Raw genomic sequence first — 21,649 nt, 5'->3', positions numbered from 1 at the left:
GCGCCGCATCTCGAAGTGATTTCCACATCGAGGCCACATCGAAAACAAATCAGTCGAACGAACGCGTGCGGAAAGAGTGTGAGAGGCATTGATTGATTCAGTATTGAACAATTCGGGATATTATCACCTTGACAGGCGCCCAGCCAAACTCGGTCTGCCGCCGGCATGGATGTTCCCGAACTCGCCTCGGACAGGGATACCAAACCCGAGGCTCGCGTCAAAAGCCGAAGCGCGGATTATTTTCCCATAGTGTTATCTTAATCACATTTTAATTGAAAACTTATCTTCCTGTGCTTCAATACGGTCCGCTTTAAACACTCAATTGAGCATTTTCTACTGCAACCCACTCCCAAGGATCCACTCATGAGAAAACTGATCTTGCCGGCAATCTTTTTGCTGAGCACTCACGACGCCGGCGCGTCGACTGCATACGGTTCGCTCGGCAATTTCGACGCGGTCAACGATACCGGCGAAACCTGCCATGGCTTCGAGATCGAAATTGACGACATCCACAGCACCAGTATCGGCGGCACTTACTCATGGAATCATTACGGCATACCGAAGATTCGGGAAGACAATAGCGACCCCAACCACCCAAAAGTCTTCGTGCGCTACGAAGCCCCGACAGCGAGCGGCACCACGACAGGTTTTACCAACCCGGCCACGCCGGGCGCCATTTCTCCGACCAATGGCCATATGTGCACCAATCCCTCGGTCAACCAGGGTTGCGAGCATTTTGGCGTTGGGATCTACGGCTCTTACAGCACGATCAAATATAACTGGCTGGTCAAGGACGCCACCGGCAAAGTCGTCCTCGGTCCCGCGGTGAACGTCGGCACCCCGACATACACTTATCAGCCGCCGGTTTTCGTACAACCGCCGGTGATCAAACCGAATCCGGTTCCGAATCAACCGCCCATCGTCGAAGTTCCGGCCGTCGTGCAATTTCCGGCGCAAGTCGTCGCGGCGATTCCGGCACCGGTAGCACCTATTCCGCCGGCAAAGCAATTCGGCGAGCCGAGCTGGGTGAAGGTCATTAAAACCAAAACGCATAAAGTCCGGGTATTGGCCTTGGAAGAATTGGTAGGCGATGACAAAGATAACGACGGTCATTCCGATTGGACCAATGGCGAACCCGACGAAGTAGAGTCGGAATGGTATCTGTTGCAAACCAACAATAAAAACAATAAAAACAAATCCGAACTTGCCGGCAAAGCCGAGGACATGAAGGACGGACGGGATGTCGTGACCCGACGCTACGAGTTCTATGAATATGTGGGTCCGGCCGCTTCGATAGACGGCGAAAGCGGCGAAGCCATGTGCGATGCGGTGGGTGCCGACAATGTCAGCGGTGTTGACGTTGTGACCGTTACCGACGCTAACGGTAACGACACCGAATTCGACTGCGCTAGCGTGGCCATCGTCGGCGCATACCGTGGTGCGCAAATGGGCGAATTCAACGCAGCCGCACCGCTTTCGACGATTAACGAAATTCAAAGCGGCAACGTTGGCCAAGCCTTCCCGCAACGCGCGGTCGTTTTCGGCGGCAACACACCATACGTGACGACGACCGGCGGTACCCTGCCTAACGGTTTGACGATCGCTTCCAGTACCGGCGTATTGTCCGGCACCCCATCCAAAGTCGGCGTATTTAACTTTTTTGTTGAATCCACCGATGCCGACGGCAGCATCGTTAACAAAAACTACACCGTTAAAGTGACCGGCCCCGGCGATACCGACGCCGATAACGACATCGACTCCGCCGATTTGGCAACGATTAAAGCCAAGTACGGCGCAGCGGTCGCGGCAAATGACCCGGCAGATTTAAACAACGACCGCAAGGTTAATATCGCCGACTATCGGAAAGCCGCGTCGCTTTGCACCAAACCGCAATGCGCCTTGGTCACGCCGACACCCTAATCGCTAACACTCTTTCAGCCAAGGCCGGGAACATTCCTCCCGGCCAATTTAACGACGGACTCTTTTATGATGATGCACAAACACCTTTTCTCTAAAGTGCTTGCACTTGGATTCGCGGCCTTCGTTTCCAACGCGAACGCCACAACGTTGACCATCGAATTACCTGGCAATACCGATCTTTACACAGCCGAGGTAGGCTCGTTTTTCGATGCCAATATTTATGTCGATGGTCTGGCGGACTTCGGCGGATTCGATTTCAATCTAACGTATAACAGCGCTAACCTGTCCGCCGAATTACTGACCAGCGCCAGTATTTTCGGCGCGGATACCGAAACCTTCGCCAATTCCATCTCGACGGTCGGCGGCGGCAAAATTCATTTCGCGGAAGCTATTTCGGCGACTTCCACGCTGGAAGCGGGCTTAAACATTACCGCTCCGACGCTACTAGGCACCGTCAAATTCAAAGCGCTAAACGCCGCACTGAATAACCCGCTGAATATCACCAACCCAATTGTGTATTCATTCGACGGCACCTCGCTGGCCGGTTCGTTGCGCGGCGCGAATGTGACCATTATCCCCGCTCAAGATCCCGCACCGGTACCTGTGCCGGCTGCCGCTTTTTTGTTTGCGCCCGGTTTATTGGCGATATTCGGGCGTCGTAACCGCAACACTAGCGTGAAGGGTTAATCCGCTGCAACGATACAACTCGAAGTAAAAAAACCCTCTCCCTACGGAGGGGGATAAACCTCAATGTCCGTTAGCCGCTGGCTTCGACTCCGCTCAGCCAGCGGCTTACAAGGACGGTAACCGTTTAACTTACCGGTCGCCGTCGAAAATCGTTCCAGCGCTAACCCTGCTCATGATGGCTGCGCTCGGACACGATCAAACCGTCTTCCATGTACAGCACGTGATCCATGCGCGCGGCCAAATCGGGGTCGTGAGTGACCACCAAAAAGCTGACTTGCAGCTCCCGATTCAACTCCAGCATCAGTTGATAGATCTGTTCGGCGGTTTTGCTGTCCAGATTACCGGTCGGCTCATCGGCCAACACGCATTTCGGTTTATTGATCAATGCTCGCGCCACGGCGGCGCGCTGGCGTTCGCCGCCGGACAACTCGCCGGGCTTATGAGCCAAACGATGCCCCAACCCCACTCTTTTCAACAGTTCTGCCGCTTGCTGTCTAGCGTGTTTAATCGACTGATTTCCGATCAGCAGCGGCATCGCCACGTTTTCGAGGATCGTAAATTCGCCCAGCAGATGGTGAAACTGATAAATAAAGCCGAGGGCTCGATTACGCAATTGACTGAGTTTGCCGGCGCCGATCTTATTTAAATCGGCCCCGTCGAGTACCACCGAACCGGCACTGGGCTTTTCCAAACCGCCCAGCAAGTGCAACAAGGTGCTCTTGCCCGATCCCGACGCCCCCATGATCGCCACGCGCTCGCCAGCGGCTATCGACAGATCGACACCCTTCAACACTTCGACATTCAAATCGCCCTGCACGTAACGCTTGGTCAGACCGGCACATTGCAAAATCACGGGATTACTCATACCGAAGCACCTCGGCCGGATTCACTTTGGCGGCCTGCCAGGCCGGATACAAGGTCGCCAGCAACGACAACAAAAATGCCGCGCAAGCAATCCAATACACATCGCCCCAAATCAGTTTGGAAGGTACTTCGCTGATGTAATAGACGTCCGAAGGCATGAAATTGACACCGAAGGTTTTTTCGATGGCCGGCACTATCGTTTCGACGTTCAAGGCCAACGACACGCCGCCGACGGTTCCTAACAAAGTACCTATACTGCCAATCACGCAGCCCAATACTATAAAGATACCCATGACCGATCCGTTGCTCAGACCCTGGGTTTTCAAAATGGCGATATCGCCGCGTTTGTCGGTAACCACCATCACCAAGGTCGAGACGATGTTGAAAGCCGCCACCGCGACAATCAGCAATAGGATCACGAACATCGCGCGTTTTTCGGTCTGCACCGCTTTAAAGAAATTGCTGTGGGCGCGCGTCCAATCGCTGACCCGGTAGTCGTCGCCCAAGGCATCGGCCAAGCTTTGAGTAATGCGCGGCGCATTGAACAAATCGTCAAGCTTCAGGCGCAGGCCCGACACCGCCGGCTCGATTCGGAACAACTTGCCGGCATCGTCCAGATGCATCAAGGCCATGTTGCGGTCGTATTCGTACATCCCTACCTGAAACACGCCAACCACGGTGAAGCGCTTCATCCTGGGCAAAATCCCGGCTGGCGTCGAATTGATCTGCGGAGTAATCACAGTGACTTTATCGCCCATCATCACGCCCAAATAACTGGCGAGTTCCGCGCCGAGCATGATGCCGAATTCGCCTGGCTTCAGATCGGTTAACGCGCCGAACTTCATGTTCGCGGCGACTTCGGAAACCCGGCTCTCGAATTCCGGCAACACACCTTGCAACAGCGTTCCGCTGACTTGGCGATCCGCGTTGATCATCACTTGACCGTGAATGAACGGCGCCGCCCCCAAGACATGCGGCAGACCGTGGGTGCGGTCTTCCAACAACCGCCAATCGTCCAACTGTCCATAGCGGCCGGTGATCGTGCTATGGGCGGTCATGCCCAGGATCCGCTCGCGCAGTTCGGCCTCGAACCCGTTCATCACCGACAGCACCGTGATCAACGCGGTAACCCCGAGAGCGATGCCGAGCACCGAAGTCAAAGTGATGAATGAAATGAATTGGGTACGCTTCTTGGCACGGGTGTAGCGCAACCCGATGTACAGGATCAGGGGTTTGAACATAAGTGGGGAATCAGGGATTTTTACTGCACTCGGCGCAATAGCCGTAGAGGTACAAGCTGTGGTCGGTCAGGGTATAGCCCAGACGGCGAGCGATTGCGTCCTGCTGCTTTTCGATGACTTCATCGGTAAACTCGTCGACCCTGCCGCATTTCATGCAGACGACGTGGTCGTGATGGCTGCCGCTGTTCAATTCGAATATCGAATTGCCGCCTTCGAAATGGTGGCGATTGACTAGACCAGCCGCCTCGAATTGGGTCAGAACCCGGTATACGGTGGCGAGACCGATTTCCTCGCCTTCGGCGAGCAAAATTTTGTAGAGTTTTTCGGCGGATAGATGGTGGTCGTCTTGCTGTTTTTCGAGTATTTCCAGAATTTTCAGTCTGGGCAACGTCACTTTTAACCCGGCGTTACGCAAATCCTTAGTTTCCACAAGCCTATCCCCGTCTAACAGTCAATCCCGGCATTGTATCGTTTTTTACGGTCAGGCGCTGGGTGAATTATGGGATAATAGTCTTCCGTTTCCGACCGAATTCACTGGATGATGCAATGAAAAAACTGGCCGTTTTGCTCGCCGCCGGCCTGGCGCTGCCGGGTTGCTCCACCATTTTGAACAACCTCCCCGGCGTTTACTCTTTGGATATTGAGCAAGGCAACATCATCGACCAAAGCATGGTCGATCAACTTCGCCCAAACATGACCAAACGCCAAGTGCTTTACATCATGGGTTCGCCGATGCTGGCCGACGCCTTTCACGAGCGGCGTTGGGATTACTTATACTCGGAACAACCCAGCGGCGAAGATCGTGTGCAAAAACGCATTTCGCTATTTTTCAACGGCGAGAATCTGATGGGGGTCCAAGGCGACTTCCGCCCCAGTTCCCTGCCGGTCGTCAAGGAATCGACCGAAACCAGCGTGGATTTGCCCAAGCGCGAACTGGACCGGTCGATGTGGGAAAAAATCAGCGGCATGTTTAGCGACGAACCGGATACCTTGCCGCGCCGGACCGGCGCCGCGAACTCCACCGACGCCAAACCCGAGCCAGCGGCGGCGGAAAAAGGCAAGGAAATCGTCGAAGAGGACGTCGAACAATAAGCTGAGCGACTCAGGATTTGCGACTGTCGTCGGCTTTCAACAAACCGCCGGCGATCGCGATGAAATTGTCGGCGGCCTTGATCAGCGCCGGCGCGGTCAATCCGTAAATGCCGTAAACGTCGCTGGCCGTACCGTGATCCCGACGAATTTTCTGCAACAGAGGTTCGAAATCCCCGTCGCCGGACAGTAAAATCACCCGATCCACTTCGGCGGCGTAATCCAACACATCCAACGTGATGCCGACATCCCAGTCGCCCTTGCTGCTCCCGTCGCGACGCAAGATGTAGGGTTTTAGTTTTACCGTGAAACCGATATTTCTCAGGATGTTTTGAAACGCCTGCTGCTTGCCGTCCCCGCGCTCGATCGCGTAGGCGATGGCGACAACGACTTGCGCATCGGAGGTCGCCAAACGCCAAAACGCGGTGTAATCGAAGTGACGTTGATAGCGTTGCCGAGTCGTGTAGTAAATGTTTTGAACATCGACAAATATCGCTATCTTCTCCATCCGGCTCAGCCCAGAAACGAACAGCAATAGTCGCTGGCCACCCGAACCTTCATCGTAAACTCGGCATTGCCGGCCACGTTAAACGACTCGCCGCCCTTGACGGTTTGCCAAGCATCGCTGCCCGGCAAGCGCACATCCAGTTCGCCGGCCAGAATTTCCATCAACTCCGGCACACCGGTGTTGAAGGTATATTCGCCGGGCTGCATAAAGCCCAGGGTTTTGCGGCTGCCGTCGGCAAACAGAATGGTCCGGCTGTTAACCTTACCGTCGAAATAGACGTTGGCTTGCTTGACGATGGATACGTTGTTGAATTCGGTCATGGCGCGAGTCCGTGGGTAAAAAGGAGCGCAATCATATCAGATCGACTCGCTTTCGAATCGCAAAAAGCCGGGGAGCAGTCGGTTTGTCCGATCCACTGGCAACCCGTTCGACGGCAAAACCGGCCGGGTCCAGCGCATGGCACCACGTTGTCAGCCGTTCGGTTTCGATATCCCCGCCCGGATGACCGGGATAAGCCAATACCGTCAAGATCCCGGTGGAGGCCAACAAGCGACAAGCCGTTTCCAAGGCGGTTAACGTCGCTGCCGCCGTCGTGACGACCGCTTTGTCGCCGCCCGGCAGATAACCGAGATTGAACATCACCGCAGCCAACTTGCCGTGCCATTGTGGCGGAATGTGAACCGCCATTTCGGCGTGACTCGCCAGCGTCAACGCCGCCCGCCCTTGAAAACCGTCCTCGCGCAAGCGCGACCGAGTGTTTTCCAAAGCGCGCGCTTGCACATCAAATCCGAACAGCGTGCCGGCCGCTCCGACGCATTGCGCCAGAAATGCGGCATCATGACCGTTACCCAACGTTGCGTCGACGACGACGTCGCCGGGCTTAACGCATTCGCCCACCAGGGCGTGCGCGCGCTCAACCAGGGAAATGCGAGTCATGGTATCGAGACACGTCGCACCAAGCCGGCAAATCCGCCTTCTGCTGCAAAAAGTCGGCAAAGCGTTCGGCCAGCCAGGGAATGGTCAAACCACCCTTGCTGCCGAAACCGTTGAAGATATAGAGATTCGGGTGGCGCGGATGACACCCCAGAAACGGCTGCTTGTCCAACGTGGTCGGCCGGATACCGGCCCGATGCTGTTCGATTCGAATGTCGACCGACGCGGGGTACACAGCCCTTAAATCAGCCAGCAGCGCTTGCTTGCCGGCTTCGGTCGGAACCGCATCCAGGCGCTCGACATCGTAGGTCGCACCGGTTTTAAAACCTCCATCGCCCAGAGGCACCAACCAGTGCCGATAATTTAACATGATCTCCGGCAGGGACCCGGTCGTCACGCCGGTCAGGATTTCGCCCTTGGCGGGCTGAAACGGCAAACCGCCGAACCACGGGTTGAAACGGGCGCGATGCCCCTCGCAGAACACGATGCGGCGCGGAGCCAGCTCTCGCCAGCGAAGCTCGGGTTCCAATGCGATTTGCCGGCAATCGAACTCGGCCGTACGATAAACGCCCATCGCCAGCAGGGTTTCGCGAATTCGCGCCAACAAGGCCTCGGTCCGTAAAAATCCGGTGCTAGTCTGCAGAACCGCGCCGAACGGCGATCGCAAGCCTACCGGCAAAGTTGCGTCGAAGGTCAGAAAGCCTTCGTATATTGGGTCTTCCAGCCGAGCGATCACCCGCTGACGATCGCGCTCATCCCGCAACAGCCGCAGCATCGGCATTTCGACGAAAAACGCTTGCCCAAAGTGATTCGCCAACGCCTGGTAGCAAGACATCGCCGCCGGCAACATCTGCGACAGATATGCCGCCTTTACCCAACGCCGACCGGTGATCGGGTTAATCAAACCCGCCGCGACTTTCGACGCGCTCTCCCGGCCGTCGTCAACCAACACGACGCGCAGCCGGCGCCGTAGTAAAGTCCAGGCTAGCAGGCTGCCGGCCAAACCCTGACCGACGATCAAAACGTCGATTTTCACTTATTTGGCCGTCAAGACCTCACCGCTAAAGCGGATGCCGTCCCAACCGTCGCGCATGAAACGGCGAATATTTTGATGATCGTCGCCATCCGGGTGTTCGAGTACGTCCTTGCGATAATAATCGCCGAACAAACTCAAGGTCTGCTCTACCGTCAAACCCTGCAACGCGCCGAACGCAAACAGCTTACACGACCCTTCGTTTTGCCCGGCGCGATTGAGCAAGGGCTCTATTGACCCGTTACTGAATTCGGTCGGCTGGTAGTGATAATTTTCCGAAATCACGGTGATCGAATCTTGAAATGTCACCGGTTGGTCATCTCGAATCTTCAGTAAAAATTCGTTAAGCATCATTGGCTTACTCATGAAACTCCTTTATAGTTGAGACAATTAGAGACCATATCGCCCAAAACGCAGGCATAAAAGATTATAATTGAATGAAATATCTAGCCATTCGCGCTGCAACCGGCTAAATTTATCCAAGACGCATTGCTGTTACATTTTGTCCATACAATCCGCGACGGCGGCGTAGAATTGTCGGGACCGTACGGATCGCAACCTCAATAACATCATAAGGGAAACATTTTGAAACAGGTAATTACTCTTTTGTCGTTTTGTCTGCTTTTTCCGGCGGTAACCCGCGCCGAGCCCGAACTCCAAGCGACCGCGATTCCGAGCGAACCGGCCGTTAGCCCAACCCCGCCGCCAGCACCCAATGTCATCGTCGAGACCACCAATTACGCGGCTTACCAATTGTCTCCGGGCGATGCCCTGGAAGTCACGGTGTGGAAGGAAGAAGGCTTGCAACAATTGCAGATCCTGATCGCTCCCGACGGGACCATCGTATTCCCGCTGATCGGCACCGTCGCGGCGTCCGGCAAGACCATCTCCGAATTGAAGGACAATCTGACGGCTCGTCTGGCCGATTACATCTCCGACCCATCGGTCAGCGTCAAGCTGCTGAACAATCAAGGTAATTCAGTGTTCGTTATCGGCAAGGTCAACAAACCCGGTCAAGTGTTTTCCGGCCGGCGCCTGGACGTTCTGCAAGCACTCAGTTTGGCGGGCGGTTTGTCGATTTTTGCGAAGGAAGGCTCTATCAGTATCTTGCGCAGAAACGGCAATGAAATCCAAGTGTTTCCTTTTGACTACGGCGATGTCATCGATGGCGAAGATCTGGAACAGAACATACTGCTGGAACCCGGAGACACTGTTACCGTACCTTAAGGACTTAGATAGAAACGACTATCTATGAGTATCAAAAAGGACTTACTGGTGACTGCGATGGCACTTTGTCCTGCCAGCGGTCATGCGCTCGAATTACTGCTACAGCCCGACTTCAGGCTCAAGGAACGCTACGAAGACAACTTGCGCATGCAATCCAAGCCTCGCCGCGACAATTGGATCAGCACGGTTTCGCCTAGCCTAACCTTCGGTTACCTAGCCGACAACAACGAGCTAAAATCCAGCTTCAGATGGAACGAATTGATTTACCACGGTGAATCTGAATTGGACTTCTCCGAAAAGATTGCGGACATCAATCACTTATTCAAGGGCGAACGCTTTAAATCCGACGTATCGGCCAACTACTCCGAAGAGTCTTCGATCAATACCCAGCTAGACCTAACGGGTTCCGGCGACGTACAGACTCAAGTACCGAAAACAACCCGATCAATCGCGCCCAATTTCAGTTTTAACCTGACCGAAAAGGATACATTGCAATTAGGTTTCGCTTACGTCGATGTCGCCTTCAACCGCAAGCCGAATCTGACCAATCCAATTCGCTACTCGGATTACGATAACACTCAATATTCGGCAACGGTGGCGCATGTATTTACCGAGCAATTTTCAGCAAATTTGACCGCCAGCTACGCGGAATTTAGTTCCGGTAACGGAAACATCCCGATAGAGACGCAAATCCTCGTTTCGAATGGCTCGACCCTAATTCCGGTCACGATTTCGGGCAAGCAGGCATATGCACAGACATCCCAAACCCTAACCTATCAAGCCGGCATGCAGTACTCCGTAAACGAGACTACTCAAATCGCGCTGTCTGCCGGCCTCCGGAATACCGACACGCAATCGTCGAGCGTGACCAGATTTCCCGATTTTCCTACTAATAGCACCGTACAATCATCAAGTACTATCGGCCACGTGTTTTCAGCGAACCTGCTTCACGCCGAGGAATGGGGCAACCTAAACTTATCTGCCGGGCAACAGTTAAATCCTGCCAGCAGCGGCACCCAACAACAATCGACTACATTCGGGTTGCGAAGCAAATACAACTTAACTGAGCGCCTCAGCACCGGATTTAACGCGAACTATTTAATCTCCGAGTCCCAGTCGACTCTGAGCTCGGCAAACACCAATACCAGCCGAACCTTTTTAACCATCTCCCCTAATTTGCGCTGGCGCTGGACCGAGGATATCGATCTGGATCTGTCCTACACCTATCGAGACAGGACTTACGAATCGCTCAACCAAACCTCAATAGGCAACAGCATACAGTTACAATTTTCTTATCAACCGCAAATCAATCGTCAGGTGAAATAGCGTGGACAATCAAACCCTCGACATCAAGGATTACCTAAAAATCATCAAGCGGCGCAGGCGGTTTTTACATATTCCCTTCCTGATCATTGCATGTATCGCCGCCGTTCTCGCCGTAGCCTTGCCGGCCACCTATCGCTCGACTTCCACAATTTTGATCGAAGCGCAGGAAATTCCGGTCGACTTGGTACGCTCGACCGTGACAACCTTCGCCGACCAGCGGATTCAAATTATCAGCCAACGGATCATGACCCGGCCCAACCTGTCGGAAATCATTAGAAAGTACGATCTCTATGCCGACAACCGCAAGAGCGAACCAGAAGAAAAAATCCTGGAGAAAATGCGTAGCCGGATTAAAGTGGAAACCATCAGCGCCGACGTGGCCGACCAACGTAATGGTAAACCCACTCAAGCGACGATCGCCTTTACGCTGACATTCGACGATCGTTCGCCGGTTTTGGCGCAAAAAGTCGCCAACGAACTGACGTCGTTGTTCTTGAAAGAAAACATCAAAGCGCGTACCGAATCCGCTGAAAATGCCGCGATGTTCCTCAGCGAGGAATCCAAGCGCCTGAAGGTCAAGATCCAGGAAATTCAAAATGCCTTGGCTAACTTCAAGGAAAAAAACCTGAATCAATTGCCGCAAATTAGCGCCCTGAACCAACAAGAACTGACGTCCCTAAGTAACCAACTATTGTCTCTGGACAGTCAGGAGCGCTCGCTACATGACCGGCGTTTTTATCTGGAGGGCGAACTGGCTCAACTCGATCCCAATGCGCTGGCGGTCAATGCCACCGGCAACCGGGTTTTCGATATGAAAGACCGTTTGAAGGAACTGCAATCGCAATATCCCTCGGTTTTATCGACCCATTCCGCAAGCCATCCGGACGTCATTAAAATCAAGCGCGAAATCGATTCCTTACAGAAAGAAATCGGCTCCAACGACGACCTGAACAAATTGAACGCCGAGCTGACCGACAAAAAAGCCGAGCAAGCCTTGCTATTGAAGCAATACTCCGAGAAACACCCGGATGTACAAAAATTGCAGAAGCAGATCACCGCGTTGCAACAAAGCCTGGTGGAAGCGAAATCGTCGGGCTACAGCAATGTTTCGTTAAAACCGGACAATCCGGCCTATATCACATTGAAATCGCAGCTTGATTCGGTCAATACCGAAATCGAATCGCTTAATTACACTCGCGGAAAAATCCAAACCAAAATGGAGGATCTTCGTAGTAGCCTGCGCCAAGCGCCTTTGGTCGAAAAGGAATACAGCGATTTGATCCAAGAACTGGACAACACCAATCTGCGCTACCGCGAAGTGAGCGCCCGCGAGATGGAAGCGCAAATCTCGCAACAATTGGAATTAGAACGCAAGGGCGAGCGCTTTACCCTGATCGACCCGCCGCAAGAGCCGCTGGAGCCCTTTAGCCCCAACCGCATTGCAATCTTGGTGCTGGGCATAGTCTTCGCCGGTGCTTGCGGTTTCGGCGCCGTTGCGTTAACTGAAATGGTGGATTCCACAATCAATAGCCCAAAGGCCGTTGCCGCGATTCTAGGCGCGGAGCCGCTGGCTACGATACCGTATTTGGAAAGCCAGCAGGAGAAACAACAGCAAAGCAAGCATCGGTTAATTCTGATTATCGCGGCGATCGGCGCCGGTCTTGCCGCGTTAATCGCATTTCATTTCATCGTCATGCCGCTCGACGTATTTTGGTACAAACTGCTGCGCGTCGCGGGCAACGCTTAAAACACCAGGGAACCCGCCATGAACTCCATCGAAAATTTAGCGGATAAAAATACCGCAAACCCGGCCGCCGGGCTGCCTAGCGATAAAGTCAACATCGCCTACACCCAAACCAAGGTACAAAAAGCCGACGAGCGCCTGCTCAAGCAAAATCGGATCATATCCGCCTTCCCTCAGGGCAAATGGCTGGAGTCCTATCGCATGCTGCGCACCCGTTGCTTGCAGCAAATGGATGCGATGGAATGGAAAACCGTAGCCATCACCAGCACAGGCTCCGGAACCGGCAATAGCCTCACCGCCGCCAATCTAGCCATCAGCATGGCGATGGAGTTGGACCGCACCGCATTATTGGTGGACGCCAATTTGCAAAATCCCAGTCAGCATCAGTTGTTCGGCTTTCCACAAGGCGCCGGCCTCAGCGACTATCTCCTCAACGACAGCGAATTGAGCACGATGCTAGTCAACCCCGGTATCGAACGCCTAGTGGTTTTGCCGGCCGGCAAACCGCTGTTCAATTCGACCGAGATGTTGCGTTCTCCGAAAATGGTTCGTCTGGTTAACGAACTGAAAAGCCGCTATCCGTCGCGGATTATCATATTCGACATGCCACCGATACTGTCGCACGACGACACCTTGGGTTTCTCGCCCTACGTCGATTGCGTGTTGCTGGTCGTTGACGAAGGACATACCAAAACCGAGGAGCTAAAACACGCCGCAAATTTGCTGAAAGGCATAGACTTGCTCGGCAGCGTATTCAATAAAGCCACCGACGACAAACTCTCTTTCGAACAAGTCTGAATGCCGCGCTTTAAAGCTCGTTGAAATGACTTTCGAGTCGATTACGGTTTTAGGCGCAACTTACCGCTCCGACACTTTAAACCCGATCGGCTAAAGAAACTTTCGCTAGCAGACCATCAAACAATAAAAAAGGCTAGTTCCCAACGGAACTAGCCTTTTTAGTTTGGCGACTTGCCGGTTTAAAGCTTCGCCAACGTTTCCTTGGCTTCCGCTAAGCCGTCGAATTCAACCTTACCGTCCACCGCCTTTTGCAATTGCTCCTTGGCGTTGACCGTGTCGTTCAGTTTGAAATACACCATTCCTAGGTGGTAGCGACTGATCGCGGCATTCGGTGCTTTCTCGACAACCTGTAGCAACAACTCCTTGGCTCTATCGAACTTGCCCTGTTTGTAAGCAATCCAACCGACGGTATCCAGCAAGTTCGCGTTGTTCGCCTTAGCCAAGGGTTCGGCCATTTTCTCGGCGCGCTGCAAATTCTCGGGCGTTGCCGCGAAATCGGAAATGTAGCTAGCCAAATTGTTGACCGCCACCGCCGAATCCGGATGAGCTTTATAGGACTCTTCGTAAAGAGCCAGAACTTTCTCGTGATTACCGCTACGGTGTATCAGCCGCGCCAAGTCGTCGACCAGCTCCAGTGCGCCATTGGTTTTTTCGATGCCTTTGCGGTAGATTGCTTCAGCTTCGGGCTGATTCTTCTGCGCGAGTTCGATCAACGCCAAGTTCCGATACGGGCTGTACCATTCGGGTTTGATTGTCAACGCCTTTTGATAGATGGCTTTGGCGTCGGCAAATTTTTGTTGGTTCAAATAAACGCCACCAAGCAAATTGTAGGCGACGAAATGGTCGGGCTGCTGTTTGATGACTTGTTGCAGTTTGGCGACCGCCTTCTCGGGCTGCTTCAACACCAACAAACTTTTGACCATCTCGGTTAGCGGCTCGATCGCATCGGGTTTGCGGTCCAAGGCTTTTTGAAAGGCCTCGACACTGGCATCCAGCTTGTTTTCAGCCTGATAACCCAATCCCGACATATAAAAACCGGTGGCATCCCTGTCGGATAGTTGCTGTACCTGGGTGGCAACCTCCTGCGCTTTATCCCAGTGCTTTTGACTGAGTTCGAACTTAAACAATGCTTCCAAACCTTTCAAACTTTTAGGGTTGGCCTTGATCAACGCTTCCAACTGCTGCTTGGCTTGATCCTGCCGACCCGCCTTCATGAACAAGCCCGCCAAATCCATGCGCGCGACCTCGTCGGCGGGAGCCGCCGCGACGACTTTTTCCATATTTTCCCTAGCCAGTTCATCTTCATTGTTACGCAGATGTGCCGCCGCCAGCAATTTCAAGACCGCAATATTGTTGGGCTGATCGACCAGTACCGAACGGAAATCGGAAATCGCTTCCGGCATTTTGTTGTCGTTCAGCGCGAATTGGCCCCGCAAGGTCAACGCCTCGGCATCACGCGGATTGTTGTCCAACACCTCCTTGTTCAAGACCTTCGCTTCATCGACGCGCTTGGTCATCGAATACAACGCGGCCAACTTGTTGCGGGCACTGATACCGCTGGCTCCCAGTTTATCCAGCTCGACCACCTCTTTTAACGTGGCTTCGGCCTTATCGACTTGCTTCTGCCCTAGCTGGATGTTGGCCAGTTTGAAGCGCAAATCGTAAGCGTCCGGTTTCTTTTCGATCATCGGCAACAACTCGGCGGTTGCCACTTCCGGACTGCGCTTTTCAAGCAAGAAATCCACCAAATAGGATTTGGCGGTATCGTTGTCCGGGAGCTGTTGAACCGCGTCGCGCAATGTCGCCTCGGCTTTATCCAGTTGCTGAGTACTGACTTGGAACAAAGCCAAGGTTCGGTAATGCTGCAGTTGTTGCGGCTCAAGTTTGATCAATGAAGCCAGCAAAGTCTCGGCTTCGCCGAGTTGGCCGGATTTGGCGTAAAGGCCGGCCAACATGCTGCGCAACGGCACGCTGTCGGCCTTCTTTTCACTGGCTTGCTTGAGCAAACCAATAGCCTTATCGACTTGATTCAATTTGGTTTGAATCGAGGCCATCATCAGTGTGGCAGACACGTCGTCCGGGCTCTGTTTCAACGCGCGCTCGATCGTGGCAATCGCGGTGTCGTCATTGTTTTTCGCCGCCTGAACGCCCGCCAACAACACCAAGGCCTCGACATTGTCCGGTTGCTTCGCCAGGGCTTCGCCGGCCATTTTTTCAGCTTCGTCCACCGCCCGATTCAGCAATAACAGCTGGCCGACCCTAACGCGCGCCATTACATGATTTTCACTGTTGGCGACAACGGTACTATATTCCTTGAAAGCGTTTTCAATTTTCCCTTGCTTGCTCAGAGCCTCGGCCATTTGATAACGGCTTTCCCAATCCTTGGGATCGATTTGCAACACATTTTTGAAAGCAAGCTGGGCTTTCTCGAAATCGCCGGCCTGCAGCAACTGCTTACCTTCGTCCATGTATTTGGCTTTACGCTCTTCGGCGCCGTTACAGGCTACCAAGCCCGTGGTCAGCACCGCAATGCCCAGAGTCTTTAAAAAGGTTGTTTTTGTCGTCATTGCGTATCTCGCTAGTTCCTGCGTTTGATGAATAACTGCCGGCAAGTGAAGGTGCCTGTTCAAATTTTAACGTATTTGCAAGGTCAAGCAGTGCCGGAATCGGCAAAAACCGTGCGTTGCTGGGTGCGACATGATGACGCACCCAGCAACGGCGTAAAGCGGCAGGGGATTTGCATGAGTGATTTTGGCGCCAAAGTCGGCAAACCGACGGTATCAAACGCCAAGCCATACCGTCGCTCATCACCACCCGTGCCGGCGCCTAGCCAGCATAAGCGGCTGACCTGAGAATAAATGCAATTCCTCGCGAGCCGCTATCGCTACAGGATAAAACCGGCCCGAAAGTATTGCCGTCGGGACTAACGCCCGGACTGCGACTCGTCAGAATTCAGCTTTTCCGCGTCGAACTTGTCTTGGTAATCTTGTACCAGACTTTCCATTTCGACTTTGTCGAATTGCAAGAGAGGTTCGTCGCCGACCAGCGCGGTCAAGGTACCGCGATTTTGATAGCGCTCCAGCAACTCGCTGGCGGCTTGGTAAAGTTTAACGTTACGCCTGGCGCATTCTTGCAAATGCTGCTCGACATCTTGCTGCTTGCCGCGCGAAACGTTCAACTGTTTGGTCAAGTCTGCCTGAGTCTGGCTGAGCTGACGATGTTTGTCTTGCCAGTCCTGTAAAGCGGCTTGGGACCTATCCAAACGTTGCTTGGCATCGCCGGCGGCATTGCGTTGGGCCGCCAACGCACCGCTCAATTCGTCCTTGGCGGCTTGCGCCGCTGATTTCTCCTTTTTCAAGCGATCGATTTCTTGGGACAGTTTGGCCGCTTCGGCTTGCGCGGCGTCGCGCTCGCCTGTCAAGCTTTTAACCAGCGCCTGCAACTTCAACACCGCCGCGCTATCCCCCTTGACTTCGCGCGGTGCTGCCTGCACCGCGCCAACGACCGTCGTGGCTAGAATGGCCGCCATCAAACCCGTTTTCATTGCCGATCCCATGCCAGCCTCCTAAAATTGGGTATTGATGTCCATCTGCAACACGTCAATACCCCAGGGCGGACCGCTGATCATATCGGCGCTGAGCCAGCGGCCGGTCAGCCAGACGTTTTTCATCAGGCCGTAATTGCCGCCAACGAACCAGCCCTTGACGTTGGTACCGCCCAAATGGAAGTCCGAATCGGTGAAGGCATCCAACACCGCGTCGCGCCCAACGTATTTGTAGGCCGCGAACACGTTCCAATTGCCGGCCACTTCCACTTTCGGCCAGCCGAAGTCGGCGCGAAATTGCCAGGCGTTGGTTTTTTCATCGACCGACAAACCGTATCTAGCGCTAACTAAAGCCTTGTTGAAGCCGATGTTTTTCGCGTAATCGCCGCTAAACCTTAGGTGGTAGGGCGCAAACACCGCCATATCGTAGGATGCGTTGATATTGACGATGTTGAAGTCAGAGGCTAAGCCGACCATGGCCGGAAAACCCGTTCGCGACGCCAGGTCGTTACGGTTGCCCTCCGCGCAGATCGTCGCGTACGTATTGCCTCCTTGCAAGAAACTCGGCCTCGAAGCGTTATTAGCCGCAGTATTGTTATCGCAAGTAAATGTGGTCGAGGTGTTTTGGTTCGCCTCGACGTTCACATAATCGAAATATGCGCCGGACAACTTCAAACTATCTTGGTTGTCGAACCCCAATTCGAGACCGGCCTGACCGCCGAACAGCCATTTATCGTTGCTGAACGCGGTTTCTTGCAACGGAAACGCGCCTGCCGTTATAAACACCGAATCCGAGTGATCGGTATTCTCCAGCAAGCTGTCCGAGCCACCCAGGCGCTGCCTGACCGTGGCGGCAAAACCCTCGAACGACAAATCGGTATCCCATACCAACTCGCTACCACCGCTGAATTCGCCGCCGCCGGTATACCAAGGGTTCTTGATCCGGCCACCGCTCAAGGTCAGCCACTTGAATTTGTTGTCGTCAACCCCGTCGTACTGCAGATAAGCTCTATCGACCGTGAATTCGTAACGATTACCAAAATTGGCCAAGGTCTGGTTGGTTGAAACCGGATCGCGCTGGTTACCGGTCGCCAAACGCACACCAGCCTTGACGCTATCGGTAATACTAGCGTCTATACCCAAGCGCAAGCGCTCGCGGAAACGCTGGCGATCATTGGTCGAGTTTTGAAACAACGTTAAGTTATCTTGCGCATTGGTGAAGCCACCAGCGTCATTCAAGGCTTGGTAGTTAAAATACGAGTCGGCGATATTGTCCTGGGCCATATACTCATGCTGCGAACGCAAGCGAATGTCGCCGGACAGCTTGAAACGCTTAGTCCATTCCGGCAACGCGTTCGGCAAGCCCCATTGTTCGTTCTTGGCTTTTTGCATCACGTCGCCGACGACTTCTTCACGCAGCTCGCTACGCACCTGCTGGCGAATCTCGTCCTTGACGAAATCGGGTACGTAGGCCACCCTGACCTCGTCGGCCGGGACGGCTTCCTTGGCGCCGGCCGCCTTGGCTTGCGCCACCTGTTGCTCCGCGTCGACCTCGGCCTGCTTGATCATCTCATTGGCCATCTTGTCGGTAATCACGCCCTGCTTGACCAATTGCTTGATCAAATTGGTGGTGGTGTTTCGCAGCTTCAGCAACTCCTCCTTTTCGCCGGCCTGCGCCGTGCCGATCAGCCCGGACAATGCCAGGGCCATCAGCCGTTTTTTGTTCGCCATGGATCTACCTGTTTAGATTTATAGTCGTGATGAAATTTTTAACTTGATCGGTTGCTGCATGCCCGGCGGCGGCGGCTCGGCGACGCGCTTGAATTTCTCCAGCGAGCGCGTCAGCAATTCGTCGATCTCCGCGTCGTTACTGCCCTTCGCCAATTCCAAGCGTTCGACCGATCCATCCGACTTCAGCCAGATTTTGACAATGGCGGTGTAACCCTTGCGCCGTAAATCGTCGTGGCTACTCAGCAAGTTGGTGATGTCGTTCTTGATCAAGCCACCGTACCAGGCGTAGGGACTGCCTCCGCCGAACAGCCCGGTGCCGCCCTTGCGCGCCGCCAGCCCAAACCCGTCGGAACCCGCCGAACCCTCGGCATCCAAACCCAAATCGCGGGCCGGCGCTTCGTCGGGCGGCGCTTCCTCGGGTTTGGCTTCCGGCTCGGGCTCCGGCTCTTCGATTTTTTCCTTGATCTCCGGCTCGGGCGGCTTTTCGACCTTGGGCGGTGGCGGGGGGGGGGGCGGCGGCTTCAGCAAGGTAATCGGCTGAATTTTCTTTTCGCCGCGCGCCGGTTTTTCGTTGATGAATTCGCCGATGACCTTAACGATGTAATAAATCGCCAGGGCCGCCAGTGCAAAACCAATCAGGCGCGGGATATACACCCGCCAGCGTTTGTGGCCGGACATAAGGCGTTACTTGACCAAGCTCTGCGTCACCAAGCCGACCTGGGTGATTTCCAAGCGGCCCAACAAGGCTAAGATATCCACGACGCTTTGGTATTGCACCGTCGCGTCGCCCTTGACCACGACCGGCAGTTCCGGGTTGGCCGCCTTGTATTGCAACAAGGTTGATTCCAGTTGTTCCATCGTCACCGGAAAGGTATCCAGAAATATCGTGCCGTCGGCGGTGACCGTGATCGCCTTGGTTTGCGGCTTGGACAGGCTGGGCGTATTACTGGCCTTGGGCAGGTTAACTTGCACGCCTTGCACCGCCGCGGTGGTCATTAAAATAAACACCACCAACAGCACATAAGCCAGATCGAGCATCGGCGTGATGTTGATCTCGTCGTAAGCGGCATTTTCTTCTTGAACTTTCATGGAAACTTCTCGCGTTTTCGTAGGGTACGCACCGCGTACCGGCTAAATTGCAAGGTACGCAATGCGTACCCTACGAATGGGTGGTCAGCTGTGCTGTTCGGCCAATTTGGCGACGAACTCGTCGACGAACACCTGCATATCGGCGGTAATCACCTTAATCTGGCTACCTAAATAGTTGTATCCGAACAAGGCCGGAATCGCGACGCCCAGCCCGGCGACCGTCGCGGTCAGCGCCGCCGCGATACCAGGCGCGATGGCGTTGACGTTAACTTCGCCGCTGACCGCGATCGCCGCGAAGGTAATCATCACCCCGACCACGGTTCCGAGCAGCCCCAGAAACGGTCCGCCGGAGATGGCGATGGTCAACAACACCATTTGCGAATTGAGTTTTTGCAGTTCGCGGACCAACGCGCCGTCCATCGATGCCTTAACCGCATTCAGCGCCTGCGCCGACAAGCTACGGTCCGCGACGTCGGCGCCAACCGCCTTGGCCAGACGCTTGTTCATTTCCTGTACGCCGACGTGATAGACCCGGTAGATCGACGACCCGGCGAAGGCAGCGTGATGGCCGGTCAACGACAGCAGCAGCGGCGACTCGTCGAAATCGCTTTGACCGTCTTCGTCCGCGTGGTCCAAGGTGGCAATATCGCGCTGGCCTAAACGGCTAAAGGCCGCTTCGAACTTTTTGTTTTCGGACTGAGTCCGGCCCAGCACGATGGCCTTAGCGATCATCACCAGCCAACTGATCACGAACATCACCATCAGAATGCCGATCACCACCCAGCCGTCCACGGTCACGTTGTTCAGCGTCGCGGTAAAATACGACTCGCCGCCCTCCTCGCTGTCAGGCGTGCTGTCCTCGCCGTAACTCAACAACGTGGAATTCTGGCCCTGCAACAAGGCGGCAAAGCGCAAGGCGTTGCCGTCGCGCACGGTTTTGGCGATGCCGAATTCGTCGAGCGCGCCTACGAAGCCGCGGCTACCGTCCAACGCGGCGCCGATCGCCAGCTCGCCGTCGAGCGCGGTCACCGTCGCCGGCACGTTGCCGACCGCCTTGCCGTCGACATATAAGGTGTAACCGCCGGCGTTGCCGGTCACCGCCAACAACTGCCACGCGGCCAGATTCAAACCGACCGGACTGACGAATTCCTTGCCAGCCACTTGCAGGACCGGCGCCTGACCTCTAACGGACAAAGTCAACTTATCGCGTTGAAACAACACCGCGTCGGACTGGGCCTGATCGATCTTGACCCACATCGACAGCGTCCAGCCCGGATCGGTCGCGGTTTGGATCGCCGGCGTGGCCGGCACCTTGATGACCGCTCCGCCGTTAAACCCCGCCGCGTCGCCGATCGCGCCGCCCTCGATCCGGCTGGAGCCGGCGCTACTCGGTTGGCTGGCGTAGGCGGTGGCATCCTTGACCGCATCGGCCTCGAAGTGGAAGGCCAGACCTTGGGCGACATCGAACAAGCCGACGCCGTCCTGGCCGTCCACGGCCTTGGGATTGCCGTAATACATCCAGATCGCCGGCTCGTCGGCATTGGCGATGTCCTTGGGCAATTTCACCCAGATCAGCGCCATCTCGTTGACGGCATCGATTTTCTCGATGAAAAACTTCAGCGGAGTTTTGTCGTCGCCGGCGATAAAGCGCACATCCTTGCCGTTTTCGCCCAGATCGGTAAAGAAGCCGAAGTTGCCGGTATGCAGCCGCACCGGTATCAAAGCCTCGCCGGCCGGTTTCACGCCCTCCTGTTGCAACTGCTTGGCATCCAGGGTGATTTTCTTCCGGTAACCCCAATCGTCGTTCCACCACGCCAGGGCCGGCTGCGACAAACTCAACAAGGTCAATACTGCAAGGACTATCCGCTTCATGTTTACTCTCAAATCAAAACATATCGCGAATTATCCCCGCCAA

Annotated in this window: 21 protein-coding genes; 7 read left to right on the top strand and 14 right to left on the bottom strand. The window is 54.6% G+C overall.

Annotated features, from left to right (window positions below; genetic code table 11):
* Positions 1 to 363: 363 nt before the first annotated feature.
* On the top strand, positions 364 to 1,920 hold the full coding sequence (locus tag BJL95_RS02025) for a putative Ig domain-containing protein (RefSeq protein WP_064026814.1): 1,557 nt from the start codon (positions 364 to 366) through the stop codon (positions 1,918 to 1,920).
* Positions 1,921 to 1,986: 66 nt separating this feature from the next.
* Positions 1,987 to 2,607 carry a cohesin domain-containing protein gene (locus BJL95_RS02020; protein WP_064026812.1) on the top strand — a complete coding sequence of 207 codons (621 nt, stop codon included), beginning with the start codon at positions 1,987 to 1,989 and terminating at the stop codon, positions 2,605 to 2,607.
* A gap of 160 nt (positions 2,608 to 2,767) precedes the next feature.
* Here the strand turns inward: BJL95_RS02020 and lolD are convergent, their stop codons facing one another.
* Genes lolD through fur form a run of 3 tightly spaced genes read right to left on the bottom strand, consistent with a single transcriptional unit; the run spans position 2,768 to position 5,142 of the window.
* Complete coding sequence (gene lolD, locus BJL95_RS02015; protein ID WP_071155085.1) at positions 2,768 to 3,472, bottom strand: lipoprotein-releasing ABC transporter ATP-binding protein LolD; 705 nt, start codon at positions 3,470 to 3,472, stop codon at positions 2,768 to 2,770.
* A complete protein-coding gene (locus BJL95_RS02010) occupies positions 3,465 to 4,712 on the bottom strand; it encodes a lipoprotein-releasing ABC transporter permease subunit (protein WP_071155083.1) in 1,248 nt (415 codons plus the stop codon). The genes lolD and BJL95_RS02010 overlap by 8 nt, the downstream gene beginning before the upstream one ends.
* Positions 4,713 to 4,722: 10 nt before the next feature.
* Complete coding sequence (gene fur, locus BJL95_RS02005) at positions 4,723 to 5,142, bottom strand: ferric iron uptake transcriptional regulator (RefSeq protein WP_064026744.1); 420 nt, start codon at positions 5,140 to 5,142, stop codon at positions 4,723 to 4,725.
* Positions 5,143 to 5,258: 116 nt separating this feature from the next.
* Here fur and BJL95_RS02000 point away from each other — a divergent pair, with 116 nt between their 5' ends.
* Positions 5,259 to 5,804 (top strand): outer membrane protein assembly factor BamE, encoded by a 546-nt coding sequence (locus BJL95_RS02000; RefSeq protein ID WP_071155081.1) that lies wholly within the window; start codon positions 5,259 to 5,261, stop codon positions 5,802 to 5,804.
* 10 nt (positions 5,805 to 5,814) lie between these two features.
* Here the strand turns inward: BJL95_RS02000 and BJL95_RS01995 are convergent, their stop codons facing one another.
* Genes BJL95_RS01995 through BJL95_RS01975 form a run of 5 tightly spaced genes read right to left on the bottom strand, consistent with a single transcriptional unit; the run spans position 5,815 to position 8,641 of the window.
* Positions 5,815 to 6,309, bottom strand: coding sequence for an NYN domain-containing protein (locus BJL95_RS01995; RefSeq protein WP_071155079.1), 495 nt, complete (start codon positions 6,307 to 6,309; stop codon positions 5,815 to 5,817).
* 5 nt (positions 6,310 to 6,314) lie between these two features.
* Complete coding sequence (locus BJL95_RS01990; protein ID WP_071155077.1) at positions 6,315 to 6,629, bottom strand: pyrimidine/purine nucleoside phosphorylase; 315 nt, start codon at positions 6,627 to 6,629, stop codon at positions 6,315 to 6,317.
* Positions 6,630 to 6,660: 31 nt separating this feature from the next.
* On the bottom strand, positions 6,661 to 7,245 hold the full coding sequence (locus BJL95_RS01985; protein ID WP_071155075.1) for a class I SAM-dependent methyltransferase: 585 nt from the start codon (positions 7,243 to 7,245) through the stop codon (positions 6,661 to 6,663).
* Positions 7,223 to 8,278, bottom strand: a complete 1,056-nt coding sequence (locus tag BJL95_RS01980; protein WP_071155073.1) for an FAD-binding oxidoreductase — start codon at positions 8,276 to 8,278, stop codon at positions 7,223 to 7,225. Before BJL95_RS01980 ends, BJL95_RS01985 begins: the two co-directional genes overlap by 23 nt.
* Positions 8,279 to 8,641 (bottom strand): HopJ type III effector protein, encoded by a 363-nt coding sequence (locus tag BJL95_RS01975; RefSeq protein ID WP_313728611.1) that lies wholly within the window; start codon positions 8,639 to 8,641, stop codon positions 8,279 to 8,281.
* A 219-nt stretch (positions 8,642 to 8,860) separates the two neighbouring features.
* On the opposite strand from BJL95_RS01975, the gene BJL95_RS01970 reads away from it, so the two are divergent.
* From BJL95_RS01970 to BJL95_RS01955, 4 genes are read left to right on the top strand one after another with little or no spacing between them, the layout of a single operon-like run.
* Entirely contained in the window at positions 8,861 to 9,502 is a 642-nt protein-coding gene (locus BJL95_RS01970; RefSeq protein ID WP_231883601.1) for a polysaccharide biosynthesis/export family protein, read from the top strand.
* Between the two features lie 24 nt (positions 9,503 to 9,526).
* Positions 9,527 to 10,828 (top strand): hypothetical protein, encoded by a 1,302-nt coding sequence (locus BJL95_RS01965; protein ID WP_071155071.1) that lies wholly within the window; start codon positions 9,527 to 9,529, stop codon positions 10,826 to 10,828.
* A 1-nt stretch (position 10,829) separates the two neighbouring features.
* The gene (locus BJL95_RS01960; protein ID WP_071155069.1) at positions 10,830 to 12,575 is read left to right on the top strand and encodes a lipopolysaccharide biosynthesis protein; all 1,746 of its coding nucleotides are present in this window, start codon (positions 10,830 to 10,832) and stop codon (positions 12,573 to 12,575) included.
* A gap of 18 nt (positions 12,576 to 12,593) precedes the next feature.
* Complete coding sequence (locus BJL95_RS01955) at positions 12,594 to 13,370, top strand: CpsD/CapB family tyrosine-protein kinase (protein ID WP_064026764.1); 777 nt, start codon at positions 12,594 to 12,596, stop codon at positions 13,368 to 13,370.
* A gap of 179 nt (positions 13,371 to 13,549) precedes the next feature.
* Here the strand turns inward: BJL95_RS01955 and BJL95_RS01950 are convergent, their stop codons facing one another.
* The 6 genes from BJL95_RS01950 to BJL95_RS01925 all read right to left on the bottom strand — a co-directional run bounded on the left by BJL95_RS01950 (position 13,550) and on the right by BJL95_RS01925 (position 21,606).
* On the bottom strand, positions 13,550 to 15,937 hold the full coding sequence (locus tag BJL95_RS01950; protein ID WP_071155067.1) for a tetratricopeptide repeat protein: 2,388 nt from the start codon (positions 15,935 to 15,937) through the stop codon (positions 13,550 to 13,552).
* Between the two features lie 356 nt (positions 15,938 to 16,293).
* Positions 16,294 to 16,926 (bottom strand): hypothetical protein, encoded by a 633-nt coding sequence (locus BJL95_RS01945; protein ID WP_254786664.1) that lies wholly within the window; start codon positions 16,924 to 16,926, stop codon positions 16,294 to 16,296.
* A gap of 9 nt (positions 16,927 to 16,935) precedes the next feature.
* Complete coding sequence (locus tag BJL95_RS01940) at positions 16,936 to 18,645, bottom strand: putative porin (RefSeq protein ID WP_071155063.1); 1,710 nt, start codon at positions 18,643 to 18,645, stop codon at positions 16,936 to 16,938.
* 18 nt (positions 18,646 to 18,663) lie between these two features.
* Complete coding sequence (locus tag BJL95_RS01935) at positions 18,664 to 19,323, bottom strand: energy transducer TonB (protein WP_071155061.1); 660 nt, start codon at positions 19,321 to 19,323, stop codon at positions 18,664 to 18,666.
* Between the two features lie 6 nt (positions 19,324 to 19,329).
* Positions 19,330 to 19,734 (bottom strand): biopolymer transporter ExbD, encoded by a 405-nt coding sequence (locus tag BJL95_RS01930; RefSeq protein WP_071155059.1) that lies wholly within the window; start codon positions 19,732 to 19,734, stop codon positions 19,330 to 19,332.
* Between the two features lie 84 nt (positions 19,735 to 19,818).
* Positions 19,819 to 21,606, bottom strand: coding sequence for a DUF2341 domain-containing protein (locus tag BJL95_RS01925; protein WP_071155058.1), 1,788 nt, complete (start codon positions 21,604 to 21,606; stop codon positions 19,819 to 19,821).
* Positions 21,607 to 21,649 lie beyond the last annotated feature (43 nt).

This window comes from Methylomonas sp. LWB (assembly GCF_001856095.1).
Taxonomy (GTDB): Bacteria; Pseudomonadota; Gammaproteobacteria; order Methylococcales; family Methylomonadaceae; genus Methylomonas; species Methylomonas koyamae_A.
Note: the sequence above shows the minus strand (reverse complement) of the source record. Positions and strands in the feature narration are given on the sequence as shown.